This is a genomic window from Leeuwenhoekiella sp. MAR_2009_132 (assembly GCF_000687915.1).
Classification (GTDB): Bacteria; Bacteroidota; Bacteroidia; order Flavobacteriales; family Flavobacteriaceae; genus Leeuwenhoekiella.
The window spans coordinates 1,915,001-1,919,631 of sequence record NZ_JHZY01000002.1; the positions used below are offsets into that span (position 1 = coordinate 1,915,001).

1 protein-coding gene, 2 tRNA genes and 2 rRNA genes (1 of these 5 cut by a window edge) are annotated in these 4,631 nt (G+C 42.8%); all 5 read right to left on the minus strand.

The features are described from left to right. Window positions 1-1,236, minus strand: a 23S ribosomal RNA gene (locus P164_RS08140); it reaches 1,593 nt to the left of the window's first position. A gap of 243 nt (window positions 1,237-1,479) precedes the next feature. After that, window positions 1,480-1,556: transfer RNA gene (locus tag P164_RS08145), tRNA-Ala, on the minus strand. A gap of 142 nt (window positions 1,557-1,698) precedes the next feature. Next, window positions 1,699-1,772 (minus strand) — tRNA-Ile (locus tag P164_RS08150). 151 nt (window positions 1,773-1,923) lie between these two features. Next, window positions 1,924-3,436 (minus strand): 16S ribosomal RNA (locus P164_RS08155). The 16S and 23S rRNA genes sit together here with 2 tRNA genes alongside, the layout of an rRNA operon. Before the next feature lie 829 nt (window positions 3,437-4,265). After that, a complete protein-coding gene (locus tag P164_RS19105) occupies window positions 4,266-4,376 on the minus strand; it encodes a putative porin (RefSeq protein WP_117434312.1) in 111 nt (36 codons plus the stop codon). Window positions 4,377-4,631 lie beyond the last annotated feature (255 nt).

Genomic DNA, 4,631 nt, shown 5'->3' on the forward strand with positions numbered 1-4,631 from the left:
AACTTTGTTACAATGCTCCCCTACCAGATGACAAATTAATGTCAAATCCATAGCTTCGGTAGTATGTTTATGCCCGATTATTATCCATGCCGAACCGCTCGACTAGTGAGCTGTTACGCACTCTTTAAATGAATGGCTGCTTCCAAGCCAACATCCTAGCTGTCTGGGCAGTTCAACCGCGTTTTTTCAACTTAACATACATTTGGGGACCTTAGCTGATGGTCTGGGTTCTTTCCCTCTCGGACATGGACCTTAGCACCCATGCCCTCACTGCTGATCAACATTTTATAGCATTCGGAGTTTGTCAGGAATTGGTAGGCGGTGAAGCCCCCGCATCCAATCAGTAGCTCTACCTCTATAAAACTATAAATCAACGCTGCACCTAAATGCATTTCGGGGAGTACGAGCTATTTCCGAGTTTGATTGGCCTTTCACCCCTACCCTCAGGTCATCCCAAGACTTTTCAACGTCAACGGGTTCGGTCCTCCACTATGTGTTACCACAGCTTCAACCTGCCCAAGGGTAGATCACACGGTTTCGCGTCTACTCAACCTAACTTATGCGCCCTATTCAGACTCGCTTTCGCTACGGATCCGATGCTGAACATCTTAACCTTGCTAGATAAAGTAACTCGTAGGCTCATTATGCAAAAGGCACGCCGTCACAGCTTGCGCCGCTCCGACCGCTTGTAGGCGTATGGTTTCAGGATCTATTTCACTCCCTTGTTCAGGGTTCTTTTCACCTTTCCCTCACGGTACTGGTTCACTATCGGTCTCTCAGGAGTATTTAGCCTTAGCGGATGGTCCCGCCAGATTCATACAGGGTTTCACGTGCCCCGCACTACTCAGGATACCACTATCTATAACATTCTTTACCTATACCGGGCTATCACCGTCTATGGCCACTCTTTCCAAAGTGTTCTAATTCATTATGCATAAAATGTCGTGGTCCTACAACCCCGGAACTGCCGTAACAATTCCGGTTTGGGCTAATCCGAGTTCGCTCGCCGCTACTATCGGAATCACTTTTGTTTTCTCTTCCTCCGGGTACTTAGATGTTTCAGTTCCCCGGGTTTGCCTCCTTGCGGATACTATACCTTCAGTATAGTGGGTTGCCCATTCGGATATCTGCGGATCAATTTGTATGTGCCAATCCCCGCAGCTTTTCGCAGCTTATCACGTCCTTCTTCGCCTCTGAGAGCCTAGGCATTCCCCATACGCCCTTATTTAGCTTATTGTACTTCTTGCTCTTATAAGGACTTAGGTATTGCTACCAAGCCTTGTATTCTTTTGTATTCTAATGAGTTCTATCTATAATATATAATTAACTATTACTAGCTAACTAAAAATTTGTTTCTCTCGTATTCTTATTATTTCCCAATATGTCAATGAACGATCGCGAGTCGCGATAGACAATCAAATCATCTATGCTACTCACCGCAAGCTCTGAAGATACTATTTCATACCTCCAGGCATTGCCTGGTGGAGAATATCGGAGTCGAACCGATGACCTCCTGCGTGCAAGGCAGGCGCTCTAGCCAGCTGAGCTAATCCCCCATTATTTAAAAGATAGTTAACAGTTATTAGTTAACAGTACTTATAACGGCTACTCAACCTCTAAAAATTTCCTTCAATATATTTCTTATGAACTAACGTCTCAAGCTTATAACCTAAAACATATATGTGCCTTAGCACATAGTAGTCTCAGGCAGACTCGAACTGCCGACCTCTACATTATCAGTGTAGCGCTCTAACCAGCTGAGCTATGAGACTGTCCTTTATTGATCAATCGAATGACTCACTACTTAAAGTGAGCCATCAATCGAAAAATATCTTGAATCAACAACATTAAAAACTAAAATAAGTATTCGAACTTTTCTTTCCTTATAGTCGTGGCTTTGTCTGCTATGCAGCAAAGCTCTAGAAAGGAGGTGTTCCAGCCGCACCTTCCGGTACGGCTACCTTGTTACGACTTAGCCCCAGTTACCGGTTTTACCCTAGGCCGCTCCTTGCGGTGACGGACTTCAGGTACCCCCAGCTTCCATGGCTTGACGGGCGGTGTGTACAAGGCCCGGGAACGTATTCACCGCATCATGGCTGATATGCGATTACTAGCGATTCCAGCTTCACGGGGTCGAGTTGCAGACCCCGATCCGAACTGTGATAGGTTTTATAGATTCGCTCCGCCTTGCGACGTGGCTGCTCTCTGTACCTACCATTGTAGCACGTGTGTGGCCCAGGACGTAAGGGCCGTGATGATTTGACGTCATCCCCACCTTCCTCACAGTTTGCACTGGCAGTCTTGTTAGAGTTCCCGACATTACTCGATGGCAACTAACAACAGGGGTTGCGCTCGTTATAGGACTTAACCTGACACCTCACGGCACGAGCTGACGACAACCATGCAGCACCTTGTAATCTGTCCGAAGAAAAATCTGTTTCCAAATCTGTCAGACTACATTTAAGCCCTGGTAAGGTTCCTCGCGTATCATCGAATTAAACCACATGCTCCACCGCTTGTGCGGGCCCCGTCAATTCCTTTGAGTTTCATTCTTGCGAACGTACTCCCCAGGTGGGTTACTTATCACTTTCGCTTGGCCACCCAGCTCTCAATCGAGCCGGACAGCTAGTAACCATCGTTTACGGCGTGGACTACCAGGGTATCTAATCCTGTTCGCTCCCCACGCTTTCGTCCATCAGTGTCAATCAATTATTAGTAGCCTGCCTTCGCAATCGGTATTCTATGTAATATCTATGCATTTCACCGCTACACTACATATTCTAGCTACTTCATAACAATTCAAGACTAACAGTATCAATGGCAATTCTACAGTTGAGCTGCAGACTTTCACCACTGACTTATTAGTCCACCTACGGACCCTTTAAACCAATGATTCCGGATAACGCTTGCACCCTCCGTATTACCGCGGCTGCTGGCACGGAGTTAGCGGTGCTTATTCTTATGGTACCGTCATCAGTCTACACGTAGACCTTATTCTTCCCATATAAAAGCAGTTTACAACCCATAGGCCGTCTTCCTGCACGCGCATGGCTGGATCAGGCTTTCGCCCATTGTCCAATATTCCTCACTGCTGCCTCCCGTAGGAGTCTGGTCCGTGTCTCAGTACCAGTGTGGGGATCTCCCTCTCAGGACCCTACCTATCGTAGCCTAGGTGTGCCGTTACCACACCTACTAGCTAATAGGACGCATGCTCATCTTGTACCGTAACCTTTACTATTTAAATGATGCCACTCAAATAGACTATGAAGGATTAATCCAAGTTTCCCTGGGCTATACTTCAGTACAAGGCAGATTGCATACGCGTTACGCACCCGTGCGCCACTCGTCAGCCACCGAAGTGCTGTTACCGTTCGACTTGCATGTGTTAGGCCTGCCGCTAGCGTTCATCCTGAGCCAGGATCAAACTCTTCATCGTAGTGTTTTTATAATATTCCACGATATAAGGAAATCTAATTACTCTTTACAGAGTGCTCAAAATGGTTATTCTAGTCTTTAATTCAAATATTATTTATCTCTAAATAATACGCGTTGTCAATTCAATATGTCAAGGAACTTTCTCTATCTCTCAAGAGAATTTCTTTGTTAGATGCTAAGGAATCGAACTTATTTTTATTACCAAATCATCTCGTTTTCAATGTGCGTAGCTCTCTGCGAAAGCGGCTGCAAATATACAATCTTTTTATTTACCAAACAAATAAAAAATTAAGTTTTTTTAAGCCTCATTCTAAAAGATTCTTAAGAACTAATCCTACATTTCGTTGCCAAAATTCAGGAGGGCAAAGATACTACCCTTTTTTAATTCAACACGAATTAATCGTATCTTTTTTTTAAACCACACTTTCTAAGAACGTAAAACCGATTTTTATACCCGATTTTGGAGGCGCAAATATAGAACGATTATCTAACCCTACAAGCATTTTTTAAAAGTATTTGCAAACTAATTTTTACAACTCCTTAAAACCAATAACTTACACCCTAAATTAATTTTAAAACATTCTTAATTAAGAGTGTCTAAACTGAACTATCATCCTTAATAAATATTAAAAAATACCAATCCTAATAAATTAAAGCTATTTACTCGATGAAATACATGGCTAATTCGGGATCCTAATAAAGAATTATAGCAAAAGGATTTTATAACAGGGTAGAAAACTGAAGAGGACTACTTATTAGAGAGTAAATCACCCATAAAAAGTGAAGGCAGGAAGTCATGGAGGCGTATTTGATAAGAATAAGAAAAGAAACTAAAGAAAGAAACTCCACACCAAACCATAACGCAACGTGAAATCACGATACGGATAGCGTGGCGCACTATAATAATTATTCTCCGATACAAGCGAATTGATATGCTTCAGCTATGAAAAAATAGTGTTGAGAAGATTTTCGAATTCAGATAACGCCAAAGTAATGACTGAGTTTGATTTTTTTGAGTTTGGAAGTAAGTAAATTCGAGAGATGTCTTACGCGCGATCCTATTTTACATTAAGACGCTTAGAACGTAAATATTCAAAAGAATTAATTAAGGAAACTTACAATCATCTTAATTAAAACTTACATAAATTTAATAAGATAGACGTTTCTAATTATTTTGGCGTTTCCCTTCGGGTCGG